Raw genomic sequence first — 25,483 nt, 5'->3', positions numbered from 1 at the left:
ATGCAGAAGCTCGATGTTGTAGATGCAGCCTCGCTGAAGTCTGACGTTCCCGAATTCCGTCCGGGCGACACCCTCAACGTTCACGTCAAGGTGATCGAAGGTTCGCGCTCGCGTATCCAGGTCTTCAAGGGAATCGTCATCCGTCGCCAGGGCGACGGCGTTCGCGAGACCTTCACCGTCCGTAAGATCAGCTTCGGCGTCGGTGTGGAGCGTACCTTCCCGGTGCACTCGCCCAACGTCGACAAGATCGAGGTGCTCACCCGCGGCGCTGTGCGCCGTGCGAAGCTGTACTACCTGCGCGAACTGCGCGGCAAGGCTGCTCGGATCCGCGAAAAGGCCTGATTTGCCCGGCACTGTGGGCGATGATCACACGGTGCCGAACAGACATGAAGACGCGACCTTCGGGTCGCGTCTTCTGTCTTCGGCACGGTTCTGGAAAGCGATCGCGGCGATCGTCGTCGTCATCATCGTGCTCGGCGGATCGATCCGCGGATTCGTCATCCAGCGCTTCACTATTCCGAGCGCCTCGATGGAGCCGACGCTCAAGGTCGATGATTCGATCACGGTGTGGCGCCCGGACGCCCTGCGTGGAGACCTCCAACGCGGAGACATCGTCGTCTTCGACGGCCGCGGATCGTTCGTCGACGATGCGCTGCCCACTCCTCTGCAGAAGATCGGTTCCTGGGTCGGACTCGGCCCTCGGGACGTCTACTACGTCAAACGCGTCATCGCCGTCGGCGGCGACAGCCTCGAATGCTGCGACGCGAAGGGTCGTCTGCTGCTCAACGGCAAGCCTCTGACCGAGGACTATGCGCCGGCCCCCGCCTCGTCGGTGGAATTCTCCATCGAAGTCCCCGAGGGCACCATGTGGGTGATGGGCGACAATCGCAACGACTCCGCCGACTCCAGGTCGCTGCTGGGACGGCCCGGTGGGGGATTCATCCCCACCGACCGGATCATCGGCCCCGTGATCGGGCACGGCTCCTCGATCGACTGAGCGCACACACCGCAACTGCACTGCGGCTGAGTGTGCGGCGAGAGTCGTGCTGATACGCTCGGTTCAGTCCACAGCCGCAGTCCTGGTCCGATGTGAAAGCGAACGAATGACAAGCGAATCCGAAGCTTCCCCGCCGCCCGCCTCGAAACGGTTCGCGCGCGGTCTGCTGGAGACCCTGGCGATCATCGTCGTCGCCCTGCTCATCTCGACGGCCCTGAAGACGTGGGTCGTCCGTTCGTTCTACATCCCGTCCGAATCCATGATGACCACTCTCCAGGTCGATGACCGGGTGCTCGTCAACCAGCTGGCTCACCGCTTCGGACCCGCCGACCGCGGCGACATCATCGTCTTCGACGACCCGGACCATTGGCTCTCGGCCGCCGAGACCGCCGAATACACGCCCAACCCGGTCCTCGAATTCATCGGCTTGGCTCCCGCGGACTCGGGCAATCAGCTGATCAAACGGGTCATCGGCGTCGGCGGCGACACGATCAGATGCTGTGACGCCGAGGGACGCCTGCTGGTCAACGGCGAACCGATCGACGAAACCTATCTCGATGAGGGCACCGCTCCCTCGGAGGTCGAATTCGAAGTCACAGTGCCCGAAGGCCATTACTGGGTGATGGGCGACAACCGCAGCAACTCCGCCGACTCGCGCTACCACATGGACACCGACCCCTTCGTGGCCGAAGACGACGTCGTCGGCACCGTGTTCCTCATCAACTGGCCGTTCAAGCACTTCAGCTGGGTCTCGACACCCGACAAGGTCTTCGCGGACGTACCGGACACCGCCGAGGGACTCAGCGGGAACTGATGGCCGCACGTGGACTGACCGACCTCAGCGTCGAACGGGAGCTGCTGAGCGAGGGATTCGACTACGTCATCGGCGTCGACGAGGTGGGCCGTGGTGCCCTGGCCGGGCCCGTCAGCGTCGGTGTCGCCCTGTTCGATCTGCGCATTCTCACCGCCGCCGAGGTGCCCGCCGGCATCCATGATTCGAAGCAGCTGAGCGCGCAGTCGAGGCAGGAGGCCACCGACCGCGTGCGGTCGTGGGCGACCGCCGCGGCGGTGGGATCGTCGACGCCGGCCGAGCTCGACGAGGTGGGGATGACGATGGCGCTCAACCTCGCCGGACGTCGCGCCATGATCTCGATGCTGCGCGAATGGGCGGACGCTCGTACCGACAGGCACGGTTCGGGCGGTTTCGAAAGGAACGGTTCGGGAGGTGCCGATGTCAACGGAACGGCCGCCTCGGCGAGGGAATTCCCGGGCCGGACGATGGTGCTCCTCGACGGTCGACACGATTGGCTTTCGGCCCCACTCACCCTCGATTGCCTGGGGACATTCGGTGACTGTGTCGACCTCGAACTGCCGCCTGTGCGCACCGTGATCAAGGGGGACGGCTCCGTTCCGGCTATCGCGGCGGCGAGCATCGTGGCGAAAGTGGCACGCGACGAGACGATGATCGCACTCGCGGAGGCCCATCCGCACTATGGTTGGGAATCGAACGTGGGATACGGGACGGTGAAGCACCGACAGGGCATCACCGAACTCGGACCCAGCATCCACCACCGGAGAAGCTTCCGCCTGACCGCGGACTCAGGAGCGAAGGAGGGCCTGTTATGAGCGCCGATGATCTTGACGACTACGAAGCACAACTCGAGCTTGCGCTGTACAAGGAATACCGGGACGTCGTCGGTCTCTTCGCCTATGTCGTCGAGACCGAGCGCCGGTTCTACCTCGCCAACCACGTCGACCTCAAGGCTCACAACGATGCCGGCGACGTGTACTTCGAACTCACCCTGCGCGACGCGTGGGTGTGGGACAGCTACAGGTCGGCACGGTTCATCAAGACTGTGCACGTGCTGACGTTCAAGGACGTCAATATCGAAGAGATCGCGAAGTCCGATCTCGAACCGCCGACGGCGATCCGCGGCTGAGGCGGGGCGCCGGGGCCACCGGCGAACCCTGGGCTCACTGACCCTTGCACCGATTGCTGTGGACGAGGCACTGACTCGACCGTCCTCGGCCTGTGGATGAGGCGGCCTCGTCCACAGGCCTTTTTTCTGCTCTTCCCTGAAGTATTGCCGGCATGGTCATCTGACCGGTATGGGACGGATACGAACACCCGGTCGGACACGAGCGTCGAAGAGCACGCGGACCGTGAAGGGCCTGCGCAAGCAGGCGCTCGGCAGCAGAGGAGAGGACCTCGCCGCTGCGTTCCTCGAAGACGCTGGACTCGTCGTTCTCGAACGCAACTTCCGGTGCCCACGCGGTGAGCTCGACATCATCGCCCGCGACGGTGACACCGCGGTCTTCGTGGAGGTCAAGACGCGTCGCACGGCCATGCTCGGATCACCGTTGGAGGCCGTGACCCGAAACAAGCTCGCCCGCATCCGCACATTGGCAGGGTTCTGGCTGAGCGGGCAGGACGAATACTTTCCGGCCACGCGCATCGACGCACTCGGAATCATCATGGAACCGCGCGTCCAGTACTTCCACTGCCCGAACATCCAGGTCGACTCGTGAGTGAGGAGACCCTGGGACGGGAGGAACCGTCGGGCGATCCGGTCGATCCGCCGGAGCTGGTCGAGCCGGTCGAGGCCGACGAAGTCGAACCCGCATCCTCGGCGCACATCATCGGGCGGGCCTCCGCCGTGGCTCTGTGGGGACTGACCGGGAAGATCGTGTCGATCGAAGCCAGCGTCAGCGCGGGCCTGCCGGGAATCGACATCGTCGGACTGCCGGATGCCTCGGTGAGCGAATCACGCAAGCGCCTTCGTGCGGCCCTGTCCTACCTCGGCAAACCAGTCGCCACAGAACACCTGACGATCAACCTCACCCCGGGAACGGTTCCGAAGATCGGCACCGGATTCGACCTCGGCATCGCCGTCGCCGTGCTCAGAGCACTCTCGTTGATCTCCAACGACGACACAGGCAGCGTCATCCACTGCGGTGAGATCGGACTCGACGGCAGAATCCGTCCCGTCACCGGGGTGCTCCCGTCCCTGCACACAGCGCTGCAAGCTGGGTTCGACCGCTTCGTCGTCCCCATCGGCAATGCCGATGAGGCGGGACTCATCGGACGGGCAAGAATCCTCCCGGTCGCCTCGCTGGCCGAGGTGGTCAATGCCTACGGAGGATCGATGGCCGTACCCGCACTGCCTGCCGTCCTCGAAATGGATCGGCCCGTCCCCGTGAACCCGGAACTCCACGACCTCAGCGAAGTCCAAGGACAGGCCGAAGGACGTTTCGGCCTCGAAGTCGCCGCGGCAGGTGGCCACAACCTGCTCATGCGCGGAACACCCGGAGCGGGCAAGACGCTGCTGGCCCAATGCCTGCCCGGAATCCTGCCGCCGCTGAACGACGACGAAGCCGTCGAAGTCGCCACCGTCCGTTCCCTGCGCGGAGAACTCGACGGCAGCGACGGACTCGATCACCGCCCGCCGTTCGAGGCACCCCATCACCGCAGCACCGCCTCGGCGCTCATCGGCGGACGCCGCCCCGGAACGGTCGGAGTCCTCAGCCGAGCCCACCGCGGGGTTCTGTTCATGGATGAGGCACCCGAATTCTCACGCGATGTGCTCGAAGCCCTGCGACAGCCGATGGAATCCCGTCGCGTCCACATCCACCGCGCCTGGGGATCGATGGTGCTTCCGGCATCCTTCCAGCTCATCATGGCCGCAAACCCCTGCCCCTGCGGAGTCGGGATGGCCGGCGCCGGCGGGGACTGTCGGTGCACCCCTCTGGACAAACGCCGCTATCGCAATCGGCTCTCCGGGCCGCTGCTCGACCGCGTCGACCTGCAGCTCGAGCTCTTCCCCGTCTCTCCCGCCGACATCCGGCTCGGCGGGGACCAGGAGACCAGCACCACGGTGGCCGCCCGCGTGTCAGGCGCACGGAAGCGACAGTCGGAACGATTCGCCGGCTGCGACTGGAGGCTCAACGCCGAAGCGCCCGGAACCTGGCTGCGCGAACACTTCGCACTCACACCGAAAGACCTGACGGACCTGGACCGGGCACTCGACACCGGCCGGATCACCATGCGCGGCTATGACAGGGTGCTGCGTGTCGCAACCACTCTGGCCGACCTGGCGGGAAAGCAGGGTCCCGACCCCGACACGATGAGAATGGCGCTCGCCTTGCGGACACAGGAGTCATGACCGTGAACACACATGAGGACGTACGCATGGCCATCGCCTCACTGCTGCGCATCGGTGAGCCCGGCGACGGACTGCTCAAACAACTCGTCGACGGAATCGGCCCGGTCGCCGCTCTGTCGATCATCACGGCCGTCGGTCGCAGTGAGACCACCGCGCACGATGCTGTCCAAGGTCTGGCCGACACCGGCACCGAGGCGGCCGAACACAGTCAGCTGCCAGCGGCCATCGACCGGTGGGCTGTGCGAGCCGGCGAAGCCGACGCAGTCGGGAGCGATCTGGACAAGATCGCGAGAATCGGCGGCCGACTGATCATTCCCGATGACGATGAATGGCCACGAATGCTCGACGACCTCGGCCCTGCAACACCGCTGGGCCTATGGGTGAGAGGAGCAGCCTCCCTCAGCGCCGCACTGACTCGTTCCGTAGCCGTGGTCGGGGCCAGAGCAGCGAGCAACTACGGAACCAAATGCGCCTCTGACCTCGCGTGGGATCTTGCCGCTCGCGGAATCACCGTCGTATCCGGCGGCGCGTTCGGCATCGACGCGGCCGCCCACCGTGCCGCCATCGCCCGCGAATCGCCGACGGTGGCATTCATGGCCGGGGGAGTCGACCGCTTCTACCCGGCGGCGAACGCCGACCTGTTCGAACAGATCCTCGCCACCGGTGCCATCGTGTCCGAGACTGCACCCGGAATGACGCCGATGCGCCACCGGTTCCTGCTCCGCAACCGACTCATCGCCGCCTCGTCGCAGGTGAGCGTCATCGTCGAAGCCGGCTGGCGCAGCGGGGCACTCAACACCGCCCGGCATGCCCTCGAACTCTCCCGCCAGGTCGCGGCCTTCCCCGGGTCCGTGTACTCGGCGTCCTCGACCGGAGCACACAAGCTCCTGCGCGAACACGAAGCGGAACTCGTCACCTGCAGCGACGACGTCATCGCGCTCATAGACGATGACACCCCGGCACTCTTCGACACGGCCGTGCTCAGTGCTGCGGTGGGGAGTGGAGAACGCCCGCCGTCTTTCGACCCCCGCGAAGGGCTCGACGAGCGGGAGAAGATCTGTCTGAATGCGCTGACCGTGTCGAAGCCGCTCGACGTCGGCACCATCGCTTCCCGGGCAGGGCTGACGATCGCGGATGCGCTCAACTCTCTCACCGCGCTCGACCTGACCGGATTGGCCGCACGCCGTGACACCGGATGGGTGAAGCTGCGCAGACCGCGCTCCTGATGCCGGCGATGACCGTCAGTCCGCCGCGGAGACCGCGTATCCTGAGGACGTGAGCACAGACTCTCCCGCCGACCATTTCTCTCAGGCCTGGACAGCACTGTTGAGAACCGTCGCCGGACTGCGTGACGGCGACTTCGGGCGAGCCTCCGGCTGTGCCAGGTGGCGCGTCCAAGACCTCGTGTGCCACCTCATCATCGATGCCCAGGACGTCCTCATCACCCTCGTGACACCGAGCGAGGGCGCACCGACCCACGACTCAGCAACCTACTGGACTGTCACAGACTTCCCGCCGACCGGGGATGATCCCCTCGACGCGCTCATCCCGCGACTGGCTGCCGCCTATGAGGACCCGCAGCTGCTGAAGTTCCACCTCGACGATGTGGGCACAGCCGCCGACCGGGCCGCTCGGCTCGCCGACCCCGAACGACGGGTGGAGACCCAACACATGGTGCTCACGATCGGAGACTTCCTCAACGCGTATGTCCTCGAATGGACCCTTCACCACTTCGATCTCATCGCACACCTGCCGGATGCGCCGACTCCGCCGACAGGCTGCGTCGCTCGAAGCCGGACGATGTTCGAGGACGCTATCGGGGCGACGATCCCCGCGGAACTGACCGATGCCGAAGCACTGCTCATCGGCACGGGACGACGACCACCGGACGCGGCGCAGAGATCGGTCCTCGGCGACATAGGCGAACGGCTGCCGTTCATCCTCAGCTGAGGCCTGATGGCCGACACCTGACGCCTGATGGCCGACGGAAAACGGCGGCGTCCTTCGGCGCCGCGTATCCTGGGGACGTGAGCACATCATCGACCGTCGCCGAGGTTGTGTCAGGCTATGCCGACCACCTGAGGTCTCGTGACGTCTCCGAACACACCGCCCGAGCCTACGTCGCCGACGTCTCCGACTTCCTCGATCACGCCGTGCACTCGACGAAGCTCCGACAGGGGAGCGGAGAGGGGCACCTCACGACGGCATCCGGCGCACGGATCGACATGGCTGCGATCGAACTCGACGATCTGCGGTCCTGGCTCATCGCCCTGGACGATGCCGGTGCCGCGAAATCGACGGTGGCTCGCAAGATCGCGGCAGTGCGCTCCTTCTTCGCCTACGGTGTGAGCAACCTGGGACTGCCGAACAACCCGGCCGCGCGTCTGCGGACTCCGAAGAAGGACTCCCGCCTACCCACGGTGCTCAAACCTCAGCAGGCCGCCGACCTCATCTCCGCCGCCGAGAACCACCGAACCGGAGTCACCGGCGTGGGGCGGAGACGGAAAGGGGGAAGCGCCGACAACGGCATGGATACGAGTGGCTTGATGGCAGACGACTCCTCGACGAGCGACCCGGCTGCAGACGACACCACGACGGGTGATTCCGCACAGCACGGCAAGAACGATCCACTCGATGCGGCCAAACGCATCCGCGATGCCGCAATCCTGGAAATGCTCTACGCCACTGCGGTGCGCGTCTCGGAGCTGACCGGACTCGACCGCAGCGACATCGATCACCGCGCATCGATGATCACCGTGCTCGGCAAGGGCAACAGAGAACGTCGCGTCCCGTTCGGGACCCCGGCACGCAGAGCCCTCGACGACTGGCTCGCCGCCCGCGAACTGTTCACCGGTCCTCACAGCGGCGACGCACTGTTCCTCGGCGTTCGCGGGGGACGCATCGGCGCCAGGCAGGTGCGCGAACTCGTTCACCGCTACGGCTCCGACGACCCCAGCGCCCCGGACATCGGACCACACGGACTGCGACACTCTGCGGCCACACACATGCTCGACCGCGGTGCCGACCTGCGTCAGATCCAAGAGCTGCTCGGCCACTCCACGATGAGCAGCACCCAGATCTACACTCAGGTATCCATGCAGCGTCTGCAGGACACCTACCGGCGAGCACACCCGCGAGCCTGAGACTCACAGAGACGGATTTGGCCGGCAGAGTCATGGCGGAAGCGTCGGCCTGGCCGAGGCCTCCTACTTCCGGAATTCCCAGTGCCAGGGCTCGGGCAGGGACCCCGTCTGCCGTGCCCAACCGGGATGAATCCACCCGAACTTCGGCGCATTCGCCCGCATCCACTGATGCTGCGCGGTGCCGAAGGAATTGATCCCGCTGCCGAGGTCGACGGCCAGCGCCCACCCGTGATTCGACGTTCCCGGTGTCGCCGCCATCCGCCCCTTTCGCCGTTTGAGGATCACCTGCGTGGCGTAGTCCCGGTAAGCATCGGTGACCGAGATCGGGGCGCCGAACCGAGCCTCGAACGCCGACGAGAGCCGATCGAAAGCCGCTTGAGCATCGCAGCGCAGCATCTGCCCGGGGGCCGACTCCAACTGGCACATCGCCGAGGCGGGAATCTGCCCATTGCTGTGACCGCCCCACGCTCCGGCACCGGAGGTGGCCGAATCTCCGCCGCCTTTCGGTTCCTTCGCGGGCTTCCGTGACAGAGGCAGAAGTGCCGACTGCTCCTGGCCGAAGAACTTGCCCGGATCGACGTACCTCTGATCGCTCGCGGCCGGCCATGCTCCTATATGCAGGCACGAACGCTGACAGTGGCCACCGCTGCCCACCGTGCCGATCTTCTCGCCGGCGGCAAATCCCTCACCCTTCTTCAACGACGTCGCGGCCGGTTGGAACGTGAGCACATGATCGGACTCGGTGAGGATGCTGACGGTCGCAGTCCCCGCCACCGTGCCGGCAAAGCGGATCGTCCCTTCCGTCGGTGCCCGCAGCGGTTCGCCAACGACAGCGAGCACGTCGATTCCGCGATGCCCCTTGAGCCACGGCTTGTCCGGAGGATCAAAGGCTTCGATGATCTCCATCGCCGGCACCGGGGTGACCCAGTTCGTCGGTGCGCTCCTCTGAAAGCTGACCTGTGTCCGTGTCGACGCAGCCCCGGAGGCGGCGCTCGCCGTCGGGGGAGTGCTCGTGAGCACAAGCGCCGCTGCGATGATCACGGCAAGGAGCGGTGACTGCGGTGAGCCGAGGCTTGAGCGTCTCGTTCGGAGATGGAGCAGCAGGCGGAGACGGTCGAACGCGAAGTGAGTCATGGGAGCATGCAAACCCTTAGGGCGCGGTCGTGTCACCCGTGAGTAACACCCCTGTGGACGAGCTGCCTCCATCCACAAGTCAAAGACGTTCGAGTGCGGCGACCGTCCACAGGAGTCGATGGTCGAGTGCACCGAATCGACGGCAATCCGGCTCCCCACGGCAGACGGCACCGTGCGCTCCGGCACTCGCCCGCACCCATCGATCCACACCCGTCGACGCACGAGTCGGTGCGGCGATACGGCCCGGTGGGCCGCCTCGGCGGGGGATCGATCTCGATTGGAAATGACTTGCCCAACCGGGATAGACTTAAGCCCAGCAGAAGCGTGTCTTCTGACTACGCGTATCCGAATTCTTCTCCTTCCCATGGTGCAGGCAGCCGTCAGGTGAGCCTGTGGGGCGGACGAACCGGGTACCAGGAATCAACCGAAAATGTCATCGACGCATCCCGTCGATCGAATCGATGCGGACCCTCAGAGGTTCGCTTTGAGAGCGATCGACGCGCGCGTGACGTAAAAGCACCCTGAGGGTGCAGAGAAAGGAGGGCGTCGGCATGGCCGTCGTCACCATCCGCCAGCTGCTCGACAGCGGCGTTCACTTTGGACACCAGACCCGTCGTTGGAACCCGAAGATGAAGCGCTTCATCTTCACCGAGCGCAACGGCATCTACATCATCGACCTGCAGAAGTCGCTGGGCTACATCGACAACGCCTTCGAATTCGTCAAGGAGACCGTGGCCCACGGCGGCTCGATCCTCTTCGTCGGCACCAAGAAGCAGGCCCAGGAATCCATCGCTGAGCAGGCTCAGCGCGTGGGTCAGCCCTACGTCAACCAGCGTTGGCTCGGCGGTATGCTCACGAACTTCCAGACCATCTCGATGCGTCTGCGCCGCCTCAAGGAACTCGAAGAGATCGACTTCGACGACGTTGCAGGTTCCTCGCACACCAAGAAGGAACTGCTCATCCTGCGTCGCGAGAAGGACAAGCTCGAGAAGACCCTCGGCGGCATCCGCGACATGCAGCGCACCCCGTCGGCCGTCTGGATCGTCGACACCAAGAAGGAACACCTCGCGGTCGACGAAGCCAAGAAGCTGGGCATCCCGGTCATCGGCATCCTCGACACCAACTGCGACCCGGACGACGTCAACTACCCGATCCCGGGCAACGACGACGCCATCCGCTCCGTCTCGCTGCTGACCCGCGTCGTCGCCGACGCCGTGGCCGAGGGCCTCATCGCCCGCCACTCCTCGGACGACGCGAGCGGTGAGAAGAACGTCTCCGCCGTCGAGCCCATGCCCGAGTGGGAGCGCGAGCTCCTCGAAGGCAAGACCGAAGAGAACGGCACCGAGGCTGCTGCCCCGGCCGAAGAAGCCGCTCCGGCCGCTGAGGCTGCTCCTGCGGCCGACGCCGAGAACGCCGAAGCCGCTCCGGCCGCTGAAGCTGCCGACTCCACCGAGTCGACCGAGTCCTGATTTCGTTTAACTCCACCATCCTGAGGAGAAGGAATGGCAAACTACACTGCCGCTGATATCAAGGCACTGCGCGAGAAGACCGGCGCCGGAATGATGGACGTCAAGAAGGCTCTCGACGAGTCCGACGGCGACCAGACGAAGGCCATGGAAGCCCTGCGCATCAAGGGCCTCAAGGGCGCCACCAAGCGCGAAGGCCGCTCGACCTCCGACGGTCTGGTCGCGACCTCCGTCGAAGGCGGAGTCGGCACCATGATCGAGCTCAACTCGGAAACCGACTTCGTTGCGAAGTCCGAACCGTTCGTCAAGCTCTCCGAAGAGGTCCTCGAGCTGGCCGTGGCCAACAAGGCCGATTCGGCCGAGGCACTCCTCGCCGCTGAGACCGACGGCAAGCCCGTCTCCCAGTTCATCACCGAATCCGGTGCCTCGCTGGGCGAGAAGGTCGAACTGCGTCGCGTGGGCCGTGTCGAAGGCTCCAAGATCGCCTCCTACCTGCACCGCACCAACAAGGACCTGCCCCCGCAGGTCGGCGTGCTGCTGGCATTCGAAGGTGACGACGAGACCGTGGCGCACGATGTCGCCGTGCACATCGCCGCCATGGCTCCGAAGTACTTCTCCCGCGAAGACGTTCCCGCCGACCTCGTTGAGAACGAGCGTCGCATCGCCGAAGACACCGCGAAGAACGAAGGCAAGCCCGAACAGGCTCTGCCGAAGATCATCGAGGGTCGCGTCAACGGCTTCTTCAAGGAGAACTGCCTGCTCGACCAGGGATTCGCCAAGGATCCCAAGCAGTCCGTGGCCAAGGTCCTCGAGGCCGCCGGCGTCAAGGCCACCGGCTTCCTGCGCTACCGCGTCGGAGCCTGAATCACCACTGACCGTGAAGCAGACAGATCTCTGCTTCCCAGGTTCACCGAGTGAGTGAGAACTCACCTGAGGAGCGGGGTCGGACCAATCGGTCCGGCCCCGTTTTTCGCTAAACTGACCCAGATGCCCGATCACAGTGACGATCCCACCGGGTACAGACCTGCCCGCACGGAAGAAGGACTCCATGACAAGCACCCCTGTTCACGAATCCAGCTACGCCAGCCGCGCGGTGCGCTCCCATCGGCGCCGCGTTCTGCTCAAGCTCTCCGGCGAGGTCTTCGGCGGCGGCAAGATCGGCGTCGATCCCGACGTCGTGGCCGCAGTCGCCCGCGAGGTCGCTCCCACGACCGAGGACGTCGAGGTCAGCATCGTCGTCGGCGGCGGCAACTTCTTCCGCGGAGCCGAACTCTCCCAGCGCGGCATGGACCGCACCCGTGCCGATTACATGGGCATGCTCGGCACCGTGATGAACTGCCTGGCACTGCAGGACTTCCTCGAACAGACGGGTGTCGACACCCGCGTGCAGACCGCGATCCCCATGTCGCAGGTCGCCGAATCGTATATTCCCCGCCGTGCCATGCGGCACATGGAGAAGAACCGCGTCGTCATCTTCGGCGCCGGCGCCGGACTCCCGTACTTCTCCACCGACACCGTGGCCGCCCAGCGCGCACTTGAAGTGCATGCCGATGAGGTCCTCATCGCCAAGAACGGTGTCGACGGCGTCTACACCGCCGACCCCAAGGTCGACCCGAAGGCCGAGAAGATCTCCGAGATCAGCTACCAAGACGCCCTGCAGCGAGGCCTCAAAGTCGTCGACGCGACCGCCTTCAGCCTGTGCATGGACAACAAGCTGCCGATGCACGTCTTCGGTATGGAAGGCGAGGGCAACCTGCGCAAGGCCATCATCGGTGAGAAGATCGGCACGGTCGTCCACTGAGACCCACCCCCACCGAGGCGGTCCGACGCTGAACGCAGGCGGATCCTCAAGGCGGGGGACCGTCTCCATCGAGGCGGTCGGCCGCCTGGCATCCACGCAGGTGAGAACACTCCTGCGATGATTCGGTGCGGCATTTTTCAGTGATGACCCATAGAATGAACCCAAAGCTTTAAGAAGAGGGAAAGAGGCAACCGTGATTGAAGAGACACTGGCCGAAGCCAGAGAGAAGATGGACAAGGCCGTCGAATTCACGCAGGAGGACTTCGCGTCGATCCGCACCGGCCGTGCCAACCCCGCACTGTTCGCCGATATCGAGATCGACTACTACGGCGCTCCGACACCGCTGCAGCAGCTCGCCTCGTTCCAGACGCCCGAGGCACGCACGATTCTCGTGACCCCCTACGACAAGGGCACGCTGACCGATATCGAGAACGCTCTGCGCAACTCCGACATCGGCGCGAACCCCGCCAACGACGGCAACGTCATCCGCGTCGTCCTCCCGGACCTCACCGAGGAACGCCGCAAGGAATACGTCAAGATCGTCAAGGGCAAGGCCGAAGACGGCAAGGTCTCCATCCGCAACATCCGTCGTCACGCCAAGGAGACTCTCGAACGTATCAAGAAGGACGGCGAAGCCGGCGAGGACGAGGTCACTCGCAGCATCTCCGAGCTCGACGATCTGACGAAGAGCAAGGTGGAGAACGTCGACAAGCTGCTTGCGCAGAAGGAAGCTGAGCTGCTCGAGGTCTGATGATCGCCGTGACAGGGTCCGACAGCCCCGCGACAGATCCGGCTCCCCTCGGGGAGCCGGATCCGTCAGTCGAGGCCGCGCGGGTTGAGACCCCTTTCCCGAAACGTCGAGACCTGCGCAACTCGGACAAGCCGTATTCGCCTGACGACCCGGAATCGAATCCGACCGCCGAGGCGGTTGCGACCGATTCCGAACCTGAACCGAAGGATTACGGTCGAGCCGGACGCAACCTGCCGGCCGCGATCGGCATGGGACTGCTGATCGGCGGCGTGGTGCTCGCGTCTCTGATCTTCCTGCCGATCTCGTTCCTCTTCATCGTCCTTGTCGGCATCGTCGCCGCAATGTGGGAGCTGGCGAACGCTCTGTCACGTTCCGGCTCCCTCGTCTCCCGCGTGCCCACCATGGTGTCGGCGGCCTGTATGGTCGTGGCCACGTTCATCGGGGGCCGCGAAGCGCTCTGGGTGACCTTCGCCGCCAGCGCGGGAGCAGTCATGCTCTTCACGATGGTCGAGCGCCGGAAGAACGCAGTCAAAGACGTCTCGCTCTCCCTCTTCGCTCTCACCTATGTCGGCCTCATGGCCTGCTTCATCGTCTACATCCTCACCCAGCCGGACGGCAACTTCTACGTCATCATCTTCCTCGCCGCGGTCGTCGCCTCCGACACCGGCGGCTACGTCTTCGGCGTGCTGTGGGGCAAGCATCCCATCGCCCCGCGGATCTCTCCGAAGAAGTCCTGGGAAGGCTACCTCGGCTCGACCGTCTTCGCCGCAGTGGTCGCAACGATCCTCGCCGTCACCGTCGTCGACGCTCCGTTCTGGACCGGTCTGGTCATCGGTGCCGTCATCCCCGCTTTCGCCACTCTCGGCGACTTCAGTGAATCGATGATCAAACGCGACCTCGAACTCAAGGACATGGGCACCCTGCTGCCCGGCCACGGCGGTGTCATGGATCGACTTGACTCGATCCTACCGACAGCCCCGGTCGCGCTCGTTCTCTTCTCGGTCCTGCCCGGCTACCTCTGACCGGCCCGCCGACTCGGCTACCCGGCTGCCTCTGACCCTGTCCGGTTCGCACCTGTCCGACGTGGCGGCTCACACACGACAGCCGTGCAGCGAACATGAGACAATGGCCGTGTGAGTTCTCAAGCAGGCAGAAGGCAGACCAGGCCCGTCGTCGAACATGCCGACGGCACGACATCGAAGACCCCGATGCGCGATGGCCGTCCCCTTCTCAACTTCAAGTCCGCACGGGTCAAGCAACCTCCTCAGCATCTGGCCGATATGACGATGGACGAACGCGTCGACGCGGTCAAGGAGATGGGATTGCCCGCTTTCCGGGCCAAGCAGATCTCCACCCACTACTTCAGCCACTATGTCACCGACACCGAGGCGATGACGGACCTGCCCAAAGACAAACGGGCAGAGATCCAGCAACGGTTCTTCCCGCACCTGCTCACCGAAGTGCGCCGCCTGCGCACCGAGAACGGCGACACCATCAAGTTCCTGTGGCGCCTCTTCGACGGAGCTCTCGTCGAATCAGTGCTCATGCGCTACCGCAACCGTGTCACCCTGTGCGTGTCCAGCCAGTGCGGCTGCGGAATGAACTGCCCGTTCTGCGCCACCGGCCAGCAGGGTCTGACCCGGAACATGTCCACGGCCGAGATCGTCGAACAGGTCGTGCGTGCCAACCAGGTCATCGCCGCCGGCGAACTCGCCGAAGCCCCGAAGTCGGATATGCCCGGTGCCGGAGAGACCGCGCTCGGCGCGGAAGCCGATGATGACGAAGCGGCGGGAGAAGCCGGATTCGACGGGGAGGCCACGGCCGCCTCGGCGAATGGCCCCGAACGGGTCTCGAACATCGTCTTCATGGGCATGGGCGAACCCCTGGCCAACTACAAGCGAGTGATGAACGCGGTGCGCCGGTTCGTCGGACCGAGCCCCGAAGGACTGGGCATGTCGGCCAGGCGGATCACGATCTCCACGGTCGGACTCGTGCCCGGCATCAACAAACTCGCCGCCGAAGACATCCCCGTCACGTTCGCCCTCAGCCTCCACGCACCCGATGACGAGCTGCGTGATGAGATGATCCCGGTCAACACGCGGTGGAAGGCCGATGAGGCCATCGACGCCGCTTACAACTACTACCAGGTGACCGGACGGCGGGTGAGCATCGAATACGCGCTCATCAAGGACATGAACGACCACGCGTGGCGTGCGGAACTGCTGGCCAAGAAGCTCAACGCCCGCGGACGCGGCTGGGTCCATGTCAACCCGATCCCGCTCAACCCGACTCCGGGCTCGGTGTGGACGGCCTCGGAACCGGAGGTCGCCGACGAATTCGTCCGCCGCCTCATCGATCAGGGCATTCCGACGACGATCCGCGATACCCGCGGATCCGATATCGACGGCGCCTGCGGACAGCTCGCCGCAGCCGACTGATCGACGCCCGGTTCGGCAACTGCGGACCGCGGCAACGCAATTGCTGCGGCTTCCATCTATTATGGTGGAAACACCACAGCCACTCGCTTCTGGAGGAGACATGGCGGACACGACTTTCCCTCGAATGTCCGGTTGGAAGAACGGATACGACCCCAAGCAGGTCGACAGCTTCTTCAAGCGTGCACGTGAGTCCTTCGAACGGCCGACGCCGCAGCCCGGCGACCTCGACTCCCGGGCGGTGCGCACGGTCGGTTTCGATCTCGTCCGCAAGGGCTACCACGTCGCCGTCGTCGACGCCGCGCTCGACCGTCTCGAAGATGCATTCGCCAAGCAGGCCCGAGACCGTCTGATCGCGCAGTCCGGGCAGGACGCCTGGGTCTCCGAGCTCACCCGTGTGGCCGCGTCGCTGCGGGGTCGACTGGTCCGTGAACCCGGTGAGCGCTTCGACAATCCTCCTCCCGGAGTCATCGGCTACGACATCACCCAGGTCGACGACATGTGCGACAAGGTCAACTCGTACTTCACGCAGGGCGTGGCGATGAGCGTCGACCAGGTCCGCCGCGTGCTGTTCAAGACCGCAAAAGGCAAGAAGGCGTACAACGAGGACCAGGTCGATGCGTTCATCGACCGCGTCGTCGAAGTGATGGCCTCCGTTGACTGATTTCCACTACTTCGCGGTCCCGACCGCGACCGATCCCGGCACGCTCAACCCGGTTTACGAACTCCTGGACTTTCCGATCGCGATGGGCAAGGCCGAAGACATCGTGCTGACCGGACCCGCTCCGGAGAAACCGCTCGTCGACGGCCGGGAAGTCACGGATCCCCGCCTGGTCAAGGCCCTGTCCGTTCCCGTCGAGCTCGACCGCGCCGAGGTGCTCGACCGCAGTTCGAAGCTCGCCGGAGTGCTCCGTGCCATGGGCGTGGTTCCGGAATCCGGTGCCCGGCTCACCTTCGCCGAGGATGTCCCGCCGTTGGCGCGGGCGCTCGGTGTTCTTGCTGCCGCCCGGATCGGGCTCGTCGTGGATCTGCGAGCAGGAGCTCCGTCTGACTCTGCCTCAGACTTAGTGGTTCTCCACGCCATCGAAGACGAACCGGTCGAGCCGGGGCGTGCCTCCGTGCGGGTCACCCGGTCGCGCTTCGAAGGCGTCGGAGTGACGATCGGCTCCGAGACCGCGAACCTCGACCAGGCGATGCGCGACTCACGCGTCGAATTCGCCGCAGTAGTACCGCTTGACCCGCAGCGCACTCTGCTGCTCTCCGATGACGGTGATCTTGAGGCGGGTACGAGCCTAGACTGGTACCGCACCGAGGTTCTCTCTGCTTCCTGAGCCCTGGACGCATGGGGGCTTCGACGCCGACGATGGTGTCGACGTTCCGGCTTCCGCGGACCCGCGGCCTGCTGATCCGCGTTCGGCTGAGACGGCGGCTGCTCTGCGCGCGGCCGGCTGCGTCTTCGCCGAGGACGAAGCTGCGATCCTGCTGGAGTCAGCATCTGGCTCTGTGCCGAAACTCGATGAGCTCGTTGAACGACGCGTGGCCGGTGAACCCCTCGAGCAGATCGTCGGCTGGGTTGATGTCGCGGGTCTGCGACTGAGCGTGCGTCCCGGAGTGTTTGTGCCGCGGCAGCGGACTGCTCTGCTTGCGGCTCACGCAGTCGCGGTGACCCGACGGATGCTGGACCCACAGGGAAATGGGGCCAGGACCATCGCATGCTCAAACTCTGTTGCTGACCGGCCCGTTGTGCTCGAAGCGTTCAGCGGAGTCGGCCCGGTCGCCTCAGTGGTGGCCTCCTTGGTGCCGGGGGTGGTGATCCACGTCGGCGATGCTCAGGCGGAGGCCGTGCGGTGTGCGGTGGAGAATGTCGAACGCTGCATCCAGTCGGGGGACTCAGCGCACGCGGGGGAGTCTACGCAGGCCGGCGGGTCCGAACAGGCAAATGAGTCCGGCACTACCGTGTCGGGGCATGTCCTCGACTGCCTCCACGGACTGCCCGACACGCTGCGGCGGTCGATCTCAGTTATCGCTGCCGTGCCGCCGTACGTTCCTGAAACGGCAGCCGATTTTCTGCCGCATGAGGCCCTCGACTTCGAACCGAGCAGCGCACTCTTCGGCGGCTCCGACGGACTCGACCTTGTCCGTCGACTCATCACGGAGTCGTTGGACTGGCTGGCCCCGGACGGTGTGCTGCTCATCGAGCTCGGGCGAGGTCAGATTGCAGGGGCCACCGGGTTCGCAGCCGAGCAGGGGCTGGAAGCCCGGAGCCACCTCGGCGAGGATGACCAGACGGTCGTGCTCGAACTGCGTCGTGGAAACTGACAACGGCCGGCTGAAATCGAGTGATTTCAGCCGGCCGGCTGCGTACCGACTGGTTCGAAGTGCGGGCGCGGGGCGCGAAGTCTGTGCGTCAGCACTTTGAACCAGCCGGTGACTGCAGATACAGCACGCCCGCCGAACCTCAGCAGGATCGGCGGGCGCTGACTGTGTTCAGCGGAGGGCGGGTGCCCTGCTCACTGGTTTCAGTTCGCGAAGGCGTTGATTCCGGTCATCGTCCGACCCAGGGTCAGCTGGTGCACCTCGTGTGTGCCTTCGTAGGTGAGCACTGTCTCGAGGTTGACCGCGTGACGCAGCGGCGGGTACTCGCTCGTGATGCCCGACCCGCCGAACAGGGCGCGCAGGTCACGGCACACGTTCATCGCGGTATCGACGTTGACCATCTTGCCCAGGCTGATCTGCTCGGGACGGACACCCTTCTCGGAGTCCTTGAGCTTGCCCAGGTGAGCGGCGAGCAGAGTGATCTGCGAGTACTGGCCGAAGGCCTTCGCCAGCTTCTGCTGCGTGATCTGGAACGACGCCAGCGGGCGATCGAACTGGACACGGGTGCCGGTGTACTCCAGTGCGGAGAGCAGCGCGTCTCGGGCTGCACCGGTGACACCGAAGACGATGCCGTAGCGGGCCTCGGACAGGCAGGACAGGGGGCCCTTGAGTCCCTTGGCCTTCGGCAGCATCGCATCCTCGGGCAGGCGGACGTTGTCGAGGACGATCTCACCGGTGATCGACGCACGCAGCGAGATCTTGCGGTGGATCTCCGGGGTCTGCACACCCTCGGTGTTCGAGGGGACGACGAAGCCGCGGACGACGTTCTTGCCCTTGTCGTCGACCTCTTCGGTCTTGGCCCACACGACCATGACATCGGAGACCGGGGAGTTCGTGATCCACATCTTCGCGCCGTTGAGGATCCAGTCGGATCCGTCCTTCTTCGCGGTCGTCTTCATCCCCGACGGGTCGGATCCGACATCGGGTTCGGTCAGCCCGAAGCAGCCGATGGCCTTGCCGGCGGCCATCTTCGGCAGCCATTCTTCCTTCTGTGCTTCCGATCCCCAGTGGTGGATGGCGAACATCGCCAGCGAGCCCTGCACGGAGACGAGGGAGCGCAGACCGGAGTCGACGGCTTCGAGTTCGCGGCAGGCCAGTCCGTACTGAGTCGCCGTCGAACCGCCGCAGCCGTAGCCGTCGAGGTGCATGCCGAGCAGCCCGAGCTCGCCGAGTCCTTCGGCCAGTTCCCGGGCGGGGATGGTGGCGTCGAGGAAGTAGTCGCCGATCTTCTCCCGGACGTTCTCGTCCAGCCATTTCTTCACGATCGATGCGAATTCGAGGTCGTCGGATTCGAAGACCGAATCCAGTCCAAGAATGTCGTCGGGGCTCAGCGTCTTGCTCATATCCATCTCTTTCGCCATTGATTGTCTTCATTCACAGTTTTACCGGAACCCGGTGGAAGGTCGGTGTCCCGAAGCACTACAGATGACTAGGTTCCGCTAGGCGACACACGTGTCCGTGTCGAGTCATTTCCCAGAGAACTTTGGCATCATCGGTTGGCGTGAGTAAACGTGGTTTCATTGTAGTCGGCTCAACTGGTTCGGTCGGCACCCAGGCCCTTGATGTCCTCGCCGAACACCGGGACGAGCACGCGATCATCGGCTTGGCCGCGGGGTCCCAGCTCGACCTTCTGCTCGAGCAGGCCCTCGATTTCCACGTCCCCGTCATCGGGCTCACGACCCCACCCGCCGGAGGTGAGGCCGAGGTGCGTGCGCGACTGACCGAGCTGGCTGCCCAGCGGGGGACCGCCGATCCTGTCGAAGCCATCCACCTCGGGGACGATGCCGCCGAGGCGGTCGCGGGCTTGGCCGCCGATATGGTCCTCAACGCGATCACCGGTGCCGCCGGTCTCGGCGCGACCCTGGCCGCCCTCGAACGCGGCACGGACGTGGCCCTGGCGAACAAGGAATCCCTCATCATCGGCGGGTCCATCGTCCTCGACGCCGCTCGTGCCTCCGGGGCCCGCCTGGTGCCGGTCGACAGTGAGCACTCCGCCATCGCCCAGGCGCTGCGCGCCGGCACGCACGGTGAAGTCAGCAAGCTCATCATCACCGCGTCGGGCGGTCCCTTCCGGGGCATGACCCGTGATGCCCTGCGTCGAGTCACCCCCGCCCAGGCGCTCAACCATCCCACCTGGTCGATGGGGTCGATGATCACCATCAACTCTGCGACCCTGGTCAACAAGGGCCTCGAAGTCATCGAAGCCCACCTGCTCTTCGACATCGACTTCGACCACATCGAAGTCGTCGTGCATCCTCAGTCGCAGATCCATTCGATGGTCGAGTTCGCCGATGCCTCGACGATCGCGCAGATCTCCCCACCGGATATGCGCCTGCCGATCTCCTATGCGCTGGGCACCCAGGACGATGGAACGACGAAGCGACTGACTTCGAGGGCCGTTCCGCACAATTGGGGCCAGCCCATGCACTGGTCGTTCGAGCCGGTCAACCATCTCGCCTTTCCTGCGCTCGGTCTGGCTATCGACGCCGGTAAGAAAGGCCGCAGCTACCCGGCTGTGCTCAACGCTGCCAATGAGGAACTCGTCGCCGCATTCATCGCCGGAGACATCGCCTTCACCGGAATCGACAAAGGCCTGTCCCGAGCTCTGGCCGCCCACGAACCTGCGGCCGAACACACGGTGGAGACCGTGCTGGCCGCCGACGCCTGGGCCAGGGACTTCGCTCGCGCCGACGTCGCTGAACAGAACGGGGGCCGCCGATGACAGTTGTGCTCTACATTGTCGGGATCATCCTGTTCCTCATCGGCATCTCGATCTCGATTGCGCTGCACGAACTCGGCCACCTCACCCCGGCGAAGAAGTTCGGGGTGAAAGTCACGCACTATATGGTCGGCTTCGGACCGACCCTGTTCTCCTTCCGCCGCGGTGAGACCGAGTACGGCATCAAAGCGTTCCCCCTCGGTGGGTTCATCGCGATGCCGGGAATGTATCCGCCCGAGGAAGCGACGAAGTCCCGCTATGAGACCGCCGCCGCTGCGCAGAAGGGCGGCACTGCCGCCGGCGTCGACGGCGGGATCGACGGCACGTCGGGCCGCCTCGGCGAACCGGGCGCTGCACTCGACTCGACGGGCAGCGAAACCTCGGGCCGCCTCGGCGAGGGGACGGATGACGGTGATGCCGCTCCGCTGCGCCGGGACCGCAAGAAGCGGAAGGGGCGGCTGTTCGAAGACACGATGGCCGATGCCCGGGAGTTCTCGAACCAGGAGATCGCGCCGGGGGAGGAGCACCGGACGTTCTATGCGCTCAGCGTGCCCAAACGCCTCGTCGTCATGTTCTCCGGTCCCTTCGTCAATCTCGTCCTGGGCATCCTCATCATGGGGATCTCGCTGCTGGGCATTGGTGTGGTCACTCCGACGACGACCGTCCAGACTGTCGTCGAATGTGCGGTGCCCGCCTCCGAAGCGCAGCAGCGTCCCGCCTCGGAGCAGAACACCTGCCGTCCCGACGATCAGCTCACCCCTGCCTGGGAGGCTGGGATCAAACCGGGTGACGAGATCACCTCGATCGCCGGCGTCGAGACGAAGGACTGGGACCAGCTGTCCTCGGTCATCAAGGAACATGCAGGCGAACGCGTCGATGTCGACTTCATCCGCGATGGTCAGGCCCAAACGGTGACCGTGCCGATCATCGCCACCGAACGGCCGAAGGTCGACGACACCGGCAAGGCCGTGCTCAACCCGGACGGAACTCCGCAGACCGAGACCCAAGGATTCTTCGGCGTCGGACCAGTTCAAGAACGTCAGTCCCTGCCGCTCGAGGAATTCCCCGGCGCCGTGTGGGACCAAGTCTCCGGAGTCTTCCACGCGATCATCACCCTGCCGGTCAAACTCGTCGATATCGGCGAAGTGGCCGTCGGCACGAAGGACCGCGACGCCGAAGGACTCGTCGGCATGGTCGGCGTCGGCCGCATCGCCGGCGAGATCGTGTCCACCGACCAGATCGACGTCGTCGACAAGGCACAGATGGGACTGGGCATGCTCGGCTCGCTCAACATCTTCCTCTTCGCGTTCAACATGATCCCGCTGCTGCCCCTCGACGGCGGACACATCGCCGTGGGTCTCTACGAAGGTGCGCGCCGCCGCATCAACCGGTGGCGCGGCCGCGGACTGGTCGGCCCCTTCGACACTGCGAAGCTGCTGCCGCTGACGTACGTGTGCATCGGGCTGATGCTGTGCATGACGGCGCTGCTCGTCTACGTCGACCTCGTCAAACCCATCACCCTCGACGCGATCTTCAACTCCGGCGGTTAGGCCGGGTCGCTCGGGCAGGCTCATGGGTCGCCCGGGCGAGTGGGTTCACGGGCCGCCGCGGGATATCGAACTCAGGAACTGAGGGTGATCGTCTGCACCTCGCCGAGGTGATTGAGGCCGACCGTGATCGTGGCGTTCTCATCTGCTGTGCCCGGCACTGTGACCACTCCGCGCAACGGGGAGACCATCTCGAGGTCCGCCTCGGTGAGAGGACGGTCGATCTGCTTCTCCGCCCGCCACCGCGCGAAGCGCTCCCGCCTCTCTTCGCGGGGTTCGTCGAGGTCCATGTTCATGGAGAAGATCGCCTCGGCGACGGTGTCGTCGAAGTCGTTGACGAGGTTCGCCGCAGCCATCACGGCATCGATCTGGGGTTGGGCGGCGGGATAACGGGGCACCGGCGCCGAGGTGGCCCGACGTTCCAGCCGGGTGCCCTGTCGTCCCGTGGCCGCCGCCCAACCGAGGTCGAGCGCGTCCTGGACGACGCGCTGCGCCGGGTAATAGGTCGTATTGCCGAGCACGACGAGGCTGAGCCCCAGATCGGGGAACCAACGCATATGTGAGCCGTATCCTGGGTAACCGCCGGAATGGCAGACGACGCGGCCGAATCGCGTGTCCAGACGAGTCTCGAGACCGTATCCGTAGCTGAGTGTCTCCGCATGGTGGTCGCTCGTCTGGACCTCCATGATCCGTCGTGGCTGCTGGTTGTCGGTCAGTATCCGCGACCAGGAGCCGGAGGCATAGGAGTCCATGCGTTCGAGGGCATCGAGATGCGCGTCCATCCATGTGCCGATGTCGTTCACCGTGGAGATGACCCCGCCGATGGGGGAGAAGACTCCTGGGCCGGTGAGTTCGGCCGGGTGGAGGCCGCCGCCCAGGTCGACGCGGAACCCGGTCGCCAGGTCCGGGAAGTCCGTGTGGTCGAAACCGGTGCGCGTGAGCTTCAGGGGATCGAAGATCTCAGTGGACACGAGTTCGGTGAAAGCCCTGCCTGTGACCGCCTCGGCGACCATGCCGAGAAGCGCATAGCCGAGGTTCGAATACTCATAGCCGGTGTCGGCGGGCGCGCAGGCGATGGCGCCGCGGTGCAGCCAGTCGGTGAGCTCGGCCGGAGTCATCGCCTCCATCCGGTCCGCCCACGGGTCGTCCTTGGTGAAACCGGTGCTCATCGTCAACGCCTGCCGGCAGGTGCGGTCGGCGATGGCCGTATCGGTCAGTTCCGGGAGCAGGGCGCCGAAGGGAGCGTCGAGATCGAGTCCGTCGGCGGCGAGGAGCCCGATGGCTGCGGCGGTGAAGGACTTCGTCATCGAAGCGATCCGGTACGGAACGTCGCCGTTCACGGTTCGGGCGGGGCCGCCTCGGCGAAAGATTCCCCATGCCAGAGATCCACCCTGGTCGTCGAGCTTCTGTGCTGCGGCCTCGAGAGCCGCAGTCACCGCCTCGACATCGGGTTCGACGAATCCGGGTGTGCTCACAGGGCTGCTCCTTCGCGCAGACGTCAGGTCACCCTCACACTACCGTCAGCCGGTGACACCGGATCGGGACAAGTGGGCCGTGGCGTGGTGCGGGCGAAGTCGAGGTCGCGCGGGGGCCGCCCGGGGTGCGCCGGTGGACTGTTCGGGGTATGCCCCGTGGACGGACAGTTCTGTGTCAGTGGGAGGTCCTACAATGGTGATGGTTCGCACAATCCGGGTCCCGCATCGGCGCCGGCTCGGACATTGTGGCTGGTCAACAGCCTGACTGAAGGGATCCTTCGTGACATCGGTCAATCTCGGAATGCCCGCACCGCCGCCTCCCGTGCTCGCTCCGCGAAGGAAGACGAGGCAGATCAATGTCGGAAGAGTGGGGGTCGGATCCGAGTCCCCGGTGAGCGTGCAGTCGATGACGATGACACAGACGACGGACATCAACGGGACCCTGCAGCAGATCGCCGAACTCACCGCCGCCGGCTGCGATATCGTGCGCGTGGCCTGTCCCACCGCCGACGATGCCGCGGCTCTGCCGATCATCGCCGGCAAATCCCAGATCCCTGTCATCGCCGATATCCACTTCCAACCCAAATACGTCTTCGCCGCCATCGACGCCGGCTGTGCGGGAGTGCGCGTCAACCCCGGCAACATCCGCAAGTTCGACGACCAGGTCAAGGAGATCTCGAAGGCCGCCGCCGAGGCGGGCGTGTCCATCCGCATCGGCGTCAACGCCGGGTCCCTGGACAAACGGCTGATGGAGAAATACGGCAAGGCCACGCCTGAGGCGCTCGTCGAATCCGCGCTGTGGGAGGCCTCCCTGTTCGAAGAACACGGATTCTATGACTTCAAGATCTCCGTCAAACACCATGACCCGGTGATCATGGTCCGCGCCTATGAGCTGCTCGCCGAGCGCGGCGATTGGCCGCTCCATCTCGGCGTCACCGAGGCGGGGCCCGCCTTCCAGGGCACGATCAAATCCGCCACCGCCTTCGGACACCTGTTGGCCGAGGGCATCGGAGACACCATCCGAGTCTCCCTGTCCGCGCCTCCCGCCGAGGAGGTCAAGGTCGGCAACCAGATCCTCGAATCCCTCAACCTGCGGCCCCGAAAGCTCGAGATCGTCTCCTGCCCGTCCTGTGGGCGCGCGCAGGTCGACGTGTACACGCTGGCCGAACGCGTCACCGCCGGACTCGAAGGCATGGAGGTGCCGCTGCGGGTGGCCGTCATGGGCTGCGTCGTCAACGGCCCTGGTGAGGCCCGCGACGCCGACCTCGGCGTGGCCAGCGGCAACGGCAAGGGCCAGATCTTCGTCAAGGGCGAGGTCATCCGAACCGTGCCCGAATCCGAGATCGTCGAGACGCTCATCCATGAGGCCAACCGCATCGCCGAGGAGGCCGCGGGGCAGCCATCGGGCGCTGCGTCGGGGCCGCCTGAAGTGACCGTCGGCTAGGTGCGATACCTTGTGAGGACGAAGAGTTTCAT

At 65.1% G+C, this 25,483-nt stretch carries 25 protein-coding genes; 22 read left to right on the top strand and 3 right to left on the bottom strand.

Translation table 11 applies throughout. The features are described 5' to 3' along the window. The 10 genes from rplS to ACVZTU_RS12020 all read left to right on the top strand — a co-directional run bounded on the left by rplS (position 1) and on the right by ACVZTU_RS12020 (position 8,303). Positions 1-342 (top strand): 50S ribosomal protein L19, encoded by a 342-nt coding sequence (rplS, locus tag ACVZTU_RS12065; RefSeq protein WP_025777317.1) that lies wholly within the window; start codon positions 1-3, stop codon positions 340-342. A 31-nt stretch (positions 343-373) separates the two neighbouring features. Further along, the gene (gene lepB / locus ACVZTU_RS12060) at positions 374-997 is read left to right on the top strand and encodes a signal peptidase I (RefSeq protein WP_482400482.1); all 624 of its coding nucleotides are present in this window, start codon (positions 374-376) and stop codon (positions 995-997) included. Between the two features lie 106 nt (positions 998-1,103). Continuing rightward, on the top strand, positions 1,104-1,811 hold the full coding sequence (gene lepB, locus ACVZTU_RS12055) for a signal peptidase I (RefSeq protein WP_172171301.1): 708 nt from the start codon (positions 1,104-1,106) through the stop codon (positions 1,809-1,811). After that, positions 1,811-2,623, top strand: coding sequence for a ribonuclease HII (locus ACVZTU_RS12050; protein ID WP_482400481.1), 813 nt, complete (start codon positions 1,811-1,813; stop codon positions 2,621-2,623). Before lepB (ACVZTU_RS12055) ends, ACVZTU_RS12050 begins: the two co-directional genes overlap by 1 nt. Then, positions 2,620-2,937: a DUF2469 domain-containing protein gene (locus ACVZTU_RS12045; RefSeq protein WP_025777313.1), complete on the top strand. Its 318-nt coding sequence runs from the start codon at positions 2,620-2,622 to the stop codon at positions 2,935-2,937. Before ACVZTU_RS12050 ends, ACVZTU_RS12045 begins: the two co-directional genes overlap by 4 nt. Before the next feature lie 169 nt (positions 2,938-3,106). Then, positions 3,107-3,526: a YraN family protein gene (locus tag ACVZTU_RS12040; RefSeq protein ID WP_139908445.1), complete on the top strand. Its 420-nt coding sequence runs from the start codon at positions 3,107-3,109 to the stop codon at positions 3,524-3,526. Then, positions 3,523-5,160 (top strand): YifB family Mg chelatase-like AAA ATPase, encoded by a 1,638-nt coding sequence (locus tag ACVZTU_RS12035; RefSeq protein WP_482400480.1) that lies wholly within the window; start codon positions 3,523-3,525, stop codon positions 5,158-5,160. Before ACVZTU_RS12040 ends, ACVZTU_RS12035 begins: the two co-directional genes overlap by 4 nt. After that, positions 5,157-6,386 carry a DNA-processing protein DprA gene (gene dprA / locus ACVZTU_RS12030; RefSeq protein WP_482400479.1) on the top strand — a complete coding sequence of 410 codons (1,230 nt, stop codon included), beginning with the start codon at positions 5,157-5,159 and terminating at the stop codon, positions 6,384-6,386. Before ACVZTU_RS12035 ends, dprA begins: the two co-directional genes overlap by 4 nt. Positions 6,387-6,435: 49 nt before the next feature. Next, complete coding sequence (locus tag ACVZTU_RS12025; RefSeq protein ID WP_482400478.1) at positions 6,436-7,110, top strand: maleylpyruvate isomerase N-terminal domain-containing protein; 675 nt, start codon at positions 6,436-6,438, stop codon at positions 7,108-7,110. 77 nt (positions 7,111-7,187) lie between these two features. Further along, entirely contained in the window at positions 7,188-8,303 is a 1,116-nt protein-coding gene (locus tag ACVZTU_RS12020) for a tyrosine recombinase XerC (protein WP_482400477.1), read from the top strand. A gap of 63 nt (positions 8,304-8,366) precedes the next feature. Here the strand turns inward: ACVZTU_RS12020 and ACVZTU_RS12015 are convergent, their stop codons facing one another. Then, positions 8,367-9,437 (bottom strand): D-alanyl-D-alanine carboxypeptidase family protein, encoded by a 1,071-nt coding sequence (locus ACVZTU_RS12015; protein WP_482400476.1) that lies wholly within the window; start codon positions 9,435-9,437, stop codon positions 8,367-8,369. A 551-nt stretch (positions 9,438-9,988) separates the two neighbouring features. Here ACVZTU_RS12015 and rpsB point away from each other — a divergent pair. The 9 genes from rpsB to ACVZTU_RS11970 all read left to right on the top strand — a co-directional run bounded on the left by rpsB (position 9,989) and on the right by ACVZTU_RS11970 (position 18,209). After that, complete coding sequence (rpsB, locus tag ACVZTU_RS12010; RefSeq protein ID WP_101544634.1) at positions 9,989-10,906, top strand: 30S ribosomal protein S2; 918 nt, start codon at positions 9,989-9,991, stop codon at positions 10,904-10,906. Positions 10,907-10,939: 33 nt separating this feature from the next. Next, entirely contained in the window at positions 10,940-11,767 is an 828-nt protein-coding gene (gene tsf / locus ACVZTU_RS12005; protein ID WP_101544635.1) for a translation elongation factor Ts, read from the top strand. A gap of 184 nt (positions 11,768-11,951) precedes the next feature. After that, positions 11,952-12,704 carry a UMP kinase gene (pyrH, locus tag ACVZTU_RS12000; protein ID WP_139468802.1) on the top strand — a complete coding sequence of 251 codons (753 nt, stop codon included), beginning with the start codon at positions 11,952-11,954 and terminating at the stop codon, positions 12,702-12,704. Between the two features lie 193 nt (positions 12,705-12,897). Then, complete coding sequence (frr, locus tag ACVZTU_RS11995) at positions 12,898-13,455, top strand: ribosome recycling factor (protein ID WP_101544639.1); 558 nt, start codon at positions 12,898-12,900, stop codon at positions 13,453-13,455. Next, positions 13,455-14,477, top strand: a complete 1,023-nt coding sequence (locus tag ACVZTU_RS11990; protein ID WP_482400475.1) for a phosphatidate cytidylyltransferase — start codon at positions 13,455-13,457, stop codon at positions 14,475-14,477. The genes frr and ACVZTU_RS11990 overlap by 1 nt, the downstream gene beginning before the upstream one ends. Positions 14,478-14,663: 186 nt before the next feature. After that, entirely contained in the window at positions 14,664-15,893 is a 1,230-nt protein-coding gene (gene rlmN / locus ACVZTU_RS11985) for a 23S rRNA (adenine(2503)-C(2))-methyltransferase RlmN (protein ID WP_482401753.1), read from the top strand. A 100-nt stretch (positions 15,894-15,993) separates the two neighbouring features. Then, a complete protein-coding gene (locus tag ACVZTU_RS11980) occupies positions 15,994-16,554 on the top strand; it encodes a DivIVA domain-containing protein (RefSeq protein WP_025777300.1) in 561 nt (186 codons plus the stop codon). Beyond that, complete coding sequence (locus ACVZTU_RS11975) at positions 16,547-17,221, top strand: hypothetical protein (RefSeq protein ID WP_482400474.1); 675 nt, start codon at positions 16,547-16,549, stop codon at positions 17,219-17,221. Before ACVZTU_RS11980 ends, ACVZTU_RS11975 begins: the two co-directional genes overlap by 8 nt. Before the next feature lie 172 nt (positions 17,222-17,393). After that, positions 17,394-18,209, top strand: a complete 816-nt coding sequence (locus ACVZTU_RS11970) for a N5-glutamine methyltransferase family protein (RefSeq protein ID WP_248283978.1) — start codon at positions 17,394-17,396, stop codon at positions 18,207-18,209. 200 nt (positions 18,210-18,409) lie between these two features. Here the strand turns inward: ACVZTU_RS11970 and ACVZTU_RS11965 are convergent, their stop codons facing one another. Further along, positions 18,410-19,609, bottom strand: coding sequence for an acyl-CoA dehydrogenase family protein (locus tag ACVZTU_RS11965; protein WP_092017334.1), 1,200 nt, complete (start codon positions 19,607-19,609; stop codon positions 18,410-18,412). Between the two features lie 158 nt (positions 19,610-19,767). Between ACVZTU_RS11965 and dxr the strand changes: the two genes are divergently transcribed. Beyond that, complete coding sequence (gene dxr, locus ACVZTU_RS11960) at positions 19,768-20,988, top strand: 1-deoxy-D-xylulose-5-phosphate reductoisomerase (protein ID WP_181272030.1); 1,221 nt, start codon at positions 19,768-19,770, stop codon at positions 20,986-20,988. Next, positions 20,985-22,535, top strand: a complete 1,551-nt coding sequence (locus ACVZTU_RS11955) for a M50 family metallopeptidase (RefSeq protein WP_181272031.1) — start codon at positions 20,985-20,987, stop codon at positions 22,533-22,535. Before dxr ends, ACVZTU_RS11955 begins: the two co-directional genes overlap by 4 nt. 71 nt (positions 22,536-22,606) lie before the next feature. On the opposite strand, the gene ACVZTU_RS11950 is transcribed toward ACVZTU_RS11955, so the two are convergent. After that, positions 22,607-24,007 (bottom strand): serine hydrolase domain-containing protein, encoded by a 1,401-nt coding sequence (locus ACVZTU_RS11950; RefSeq protein WP_181272032.1) that lies wholly within the window; start codon positions 24,005-24,007, stop codon positions 22,607-22,609. 280 nt (positions 24,008-24,287) lie between these two features. Between ACVZTU_RS11950 and ispG the strand changes: the two genes are divergently transcribed. Beyond that, a complete protein-coding gene (ispG, locus tag ACVZTU_RS11945; RefSeq protein ID WP_482400473.1) occupies positions 24,288-25,451 on the top strand; it encodes a flavodoxin-dependent (E)-4-hydroxy-3-methylbut-2-enyl-diphosphate synthase in 1,164 nt (387 codons plus the stop codon). Positions 25,452-25,483: the final 32 nt, after the last annotated feature.

Source organism: Brevibacterium sp. OS20 (assembly GCF_056837565.1).
Note: the sequence above shows the minus strand (reverse complement) of the source record. Positions and strands in the feature narration are given on the sequence as shown.

Excerpts from the sequence above, each read along its gene's own strand:
- ACVZTU_RS11990 (WP_482400475.1), top strand. The coding sequence starts at position 13,455 with ATGATCGCCGTGACAGGGTCCGACAGCCCCGCGACAGATCCGGCTCCC.
- ACVZTU_RS11980 (WP_025777300.1), top strand. The coding sequence starts at position 15,994 with ATGGCGGACACGACTTTCCCTCGAATGTCCGGTTGGAAGAACGGATAC.
- lepB (WP_172171301.1), top strand. The coding sequence starts at position 1,104 with ATGACAAGCGAATCCGAAGCTTCCCCGCCGCCCGCCTCGAAACGGTTC.
- ACVZTU_RS12015 (WP_482400476.1), bottom strand. The coding sequence starts at position 9,437 with ATGACTCACTTCGCGTTCGACCGTCTCCGCCTGCTGCTCCATCTCCGA.
- pyrH (WP_139468802.1), top strand. The coding sequence starts at position 11,952 with ATGACAAGCACCCCTGTTCACGAATCCAGCTACGCCAGCCGCGCGGTG.
- ACVZTU_RS12040 (WP_139908445.1), top strand. The coding sequence starts at position 3,107 with ATGGGACGGATACGAACACCCGGTCGGACACGAGCGTCGAAGAGCACG.
- ACVZTU_RS12050 (WP_482400481.1), top strand. The coding sequence starts at position 1,811 with ATGGCCGCACGTGGACTGACCGACCTCAGCGTCGAACGGGAGCTGCTG.
- ACVZTU_RS12045 (WP_025777313.1), top strand. The coding sequence starts at position 2,620 with ATGAGCGCCGATGATCTTGACGACTACGAAGCACAACTCGAGCTTGCG.
- rlmN (WP_482401753.1), top strand. The coding sequence starts at position 14,664 with ATGCGCGATGGCCGTCCCCTTCTCAACTTCAAGTCCGCACGGGTCAAG.
- tsf (WP_101544635.1), top strand. The coding sequence starts at position 10,940 with ATGGCAAACTACACTGCCGCTGATATCAAGGCACTGCGCGAGAAGACC.
- rpsB (WP_101544634.1), top strand. The coding sequence starts at position 9,989 with ATGGCCGTCGTCACCATCCGCCAGCTGCTCGACAGCGGCGTTCACTTT.
- ACVZTU_RS11965 (WP_092017334.1), bottom strand. The coding sequence starts at position 19,609 with ATGAGCAAGACGCTGAGCCCCGACGACATTCTTGGACTGGATTCGGTC.
- dprA (WP_482400479.1), top strand. The coding sequence starts at position 5,157 with ATGACCGTGAACACACATGAGGACGTACGCATGGCCATCGCCTCACTG.
- ACVZTU_RS11955 (WP_181272031.1), top strand. The coding sequence starts at position 20,985 with ATGACAGTTGTGCTCTACATTGTCGGGATCATCCTGTTCCTCATCGGC.
- rplS (WP_025777317.1), top strand. The coding sequence starts at position 1 with ATGCAGAAGCTCGATGTTGTAGATGCAGCCTCGCTGAAGTCTGACGTT.